5 protein-coding genes are annotated in these 2,546 nt (G+C 51.7%); all 5 read right to left on the bottom strand.

The genetic code is table 11. From position 1 onward, the window contains the following. Window positions 1-292 precede the first annotated feature (292 nt). Window positions 293-466, bottom strand: a complete 174-nt coding sequence (locus tag JX325_RS15145) for a hypothetical protein (protein WP_243414124.1) — start codon at window positions 464-466, stop codon at window positions 293-295. A 93-nt stretch (window positions 467-559) separates the two neighbouring features. Next, window positions 560-796: a helix-turn-helix domain-containing protein gene (locus tag JX325_RS15140; protein ID WP_204791896.1), complete on the bottom strand. Its 237-nt coding sequence runs from the start codon at window positions 794-796 to the stop codon at window positions 560-562. Window positions 797-800: 4 nt separating this feature from the next. After that, window positions 801-1,226, bottom strand: a complete 426-nt coding sequence (locus tag JX325_RS15135; RefSeq protein ID WP_204791895.1) for an RNA polymerase sigma factor — start codon at window positions 1,224-1,226, stop codon at window positions 801-803. Between the two features lie 448 nt (window positions 1,227-1,674). Then, a complete protein-coding gene (locus JX325_RS15130; RefSeq protein WP_204791894.1) occupies window positions 1,675-1,872 on the bottom strand; it encodes a cysteine-rich KTR domain-containing protein in 198 nt (65 codons plus the stop codon). Between the two features lie 18 nt (window positions 1,873-1,890). Beyond that, window positions 1,891-2,546: MATE family efflux transporter (locus JX325_RS15125; RefSeq protein ID WP_243414123.1), on the bottom strand; the 656-nt coding region annotated here is incomplete at its 5' end.

Below are 2,546 nucleotides of genomic sequence, written 5' to 3'. Positions count from 1 at the left end.
AGACTGCGCAGTTCAATGAAAACCGGCAGAACATTTTCTCTATTCTTGACGGTCCGGGTAATCCGGCGGGCCTCCCCGCTGATATGCTTGATGGTTTAATTGAAAACCATAAGGTGAACCCCGATTTTTTTCCTTGAGGTGTTCGTATACTGGTGATTCCCGCCCACCAACTGGACATTGGACGAACACCTATTATTTCAAAGGCGGCTTTGCCGTGATGGTGTGGCTCTGATGTCAAAACGAACAGCGGAGGTCAAGGTATAAAAGCCTTGGCCTCCGTTGTTTTATCGGTTTACTTCGTTTTGCCCTGGGCATCCTGCCACTCCGTAAACTCCCGTTGGCCCTGTTCGCTGTCATAATATTTCCGTATCTCCGGGACGAGGAAGCGGGCAAAGGTTTCTATGATAGCCTGCGGCAGTTCGATTTGACAGGTTTCAGTTCTGATTTCAGGTTGTTCTTTCGTCAAAGGCATTTCCCCTTTCCAAAACGCAGGACAAGGCCCCGCAGGCGGGAGGAATAGGGAAAGGGTAAGCTGTCCCCCCCCAGCCGGGGCCGGTTATCAGTTCACACCGAGAATGGCGTGGATCAGTTTATTTTCCAGACGGCTTTTCATGTACTCGTCCAAGCAGGCGTGGGGACAACCGCTTTCGTCATAGACCGTCCGGGTGCAGAGCTTGTTTATGTAGCCCTCATAGTATCGCAAGACCTGCTCCACAGCATCGGCGTCCCCAGCCTGGGCCGCATCGCTCACCGCCAGCGGCAGCAGCTCACGGCCCTTGTAGTTCTGGCGCTTCATGGCGCTAACCTCCTTTCCTCGCTGTCAGTTTCGTCCGCAGGACATTCAGCGATTTTGTTCTGCGCCGCTGGACGGCACTCCGGGACAGGCCCAGGGCTTCGCCGATCTCGCTGTCTGTCAAATTCAGCACCAGGCGCAAAATCAAAATGCTTTGCTCCTGCTCCGGCAGACCGGCAAAGGCGTCGGCCACCTGATGGCTTCTGATCGGCAGGTTGTACCCGCAGTACGAAAACACATAGCTATCGCTGGGGTAGTCATCAGCCGAACACAGCTTGTCCATCGCCGCTTGCGGCAGCCGCTCCAGGGACGTTTCCCGGCTGGCCCGCCGCTTCATTTCCCGGATGTAGTCNATAGCCTCATGCTTCAATACGGTCTTGCAAAAGGCGTCAAACCTACACCGTTCGCCGTAGTCGCGGGGGTTGGGTTCCATCTTCTCACCCCCTTTCGCTGGGGGATGGTGAGTGGTACTTTCCCTTTCCGCTAACAGAGCGTTCAACGGCACAGGTTTTGCGCGCAAAACCGCTTTCCGCAGAGAAAAAAGTGAAGAAAATTTTCCGGGCCGCAAGGAACGACAAAAACCGCCCGGCAGGTCATAGACCCACCGGGCGGTTTGCACTGTATAGTTTGCTATACCTACATCGTATAGTATAACTTCGTGGCCGCAGTTCCCCCAGGCGGGGAACAGGCTTTTTTTGATAAATCATGGACTGCTAGGTTGTGTAGAATGGCTTTGTGTTTCATGGCGGCTGCTCCTATGTACCGCCACAGCGCAAAAGGAGCGACGGCTTTTGATTTCTTAAAAGCCGTTGCTCCTTATTTGACTTAGCCACGACTTTTCAAAGGCAAAGCCGATAACTATAGGGGAAGTTCCCGTAACGTTACCGGCTCTGCGTCTTTGCGTCTGGCTCTATGATGGATGTATTCAGTTGTTGGACACTGATTAACACTTCCTGCTTACACTTGGGGCAATACAGCGGAAATCTTTCAAGTATCGTATCCTCGTAGACTTTTATTCGGGTCTTTCCACCACAGGCAGGACAACATATCCAGTGAGAACAATTCTGTATTGCGTTCATTTGCACCACCTCATTTTATCAATGCTCCTGGGGTGGAGTGGAGACGGAAACATGGGTTTCTGCTATCCGCAATTCTCTGTGTAGCCGAACTGCCATAACTACAGTGACAATCGCTGAAATAATATCTGCTATCGGCTGCGCGTAGAGAACACCGTTTAATCCCCAAACCGCTGGAAGTATCAGAATAGCGGGGATAAAACAAATTCCCTGACGGCAAGCGCCGAGGATGCAGCCCTCTGCGGCTTTTCCCATCACAAGGAACAGGAAGGAATAGACCGTATAAAAACCAAAAAGGGCAAAAGAGAGGCCGTTTGCCCGTAGAGCAATCGAACCGACACGAACCATCTCCGCATCTTCCTTTGTGAACAGGGATACAATCTGCGTAGAGAATACAGCGGCAATAGCACCAAAAATCACACAAAAGGCGGTAGACCAGAGGATAGCAGTTTTGATAGCCTCCCACAGCCGATCAAACTTTTTTGCTCCATAGCTAAATCCGGCGATTGGCTGAAATCCTTTCAAAAAGCCAAAGACAATCAGCGTCCCCATGGACATAATTTTTGTGACCGGCCCCATTGCGGCCAGTACGGAGCCTCCGTACTCTTTGGCAGCACTGTTTATCATGCTGATGGAAAGGCTAGTCAGANGTTGGAAAATCAGCGTAGGGATACCGA

This window comes from Oscillibacter sp. CU971 (assembly GCF_905219725.1).
GTDB lineage: Bacteria > Bacillota > Clostridia > Oscillospirales > Oscillospiraceae > Oscillibacter.
This window is presented reverse-complemented; position numbering and strand designations above follow the sequence as displayed.

What these genes read in the sequence shown, in the direction of transcription:
- JX325_RS15140 (WP_204791896.1), bottom strand. Translation starts at nt 796, where the DNA reads ATGAAGCGCCAGAACTACAAGGGCCGTGAGCTGCTGCCGCTGGCGGTG.
- JX325_RS15130 (WP_204791894.1), bottom strand. Translation starts at nt 1,872, where the DNA reads ATGAACGCAATACAGAATTGTTCTCACTGGATATGTTGTCCTGCCTGT.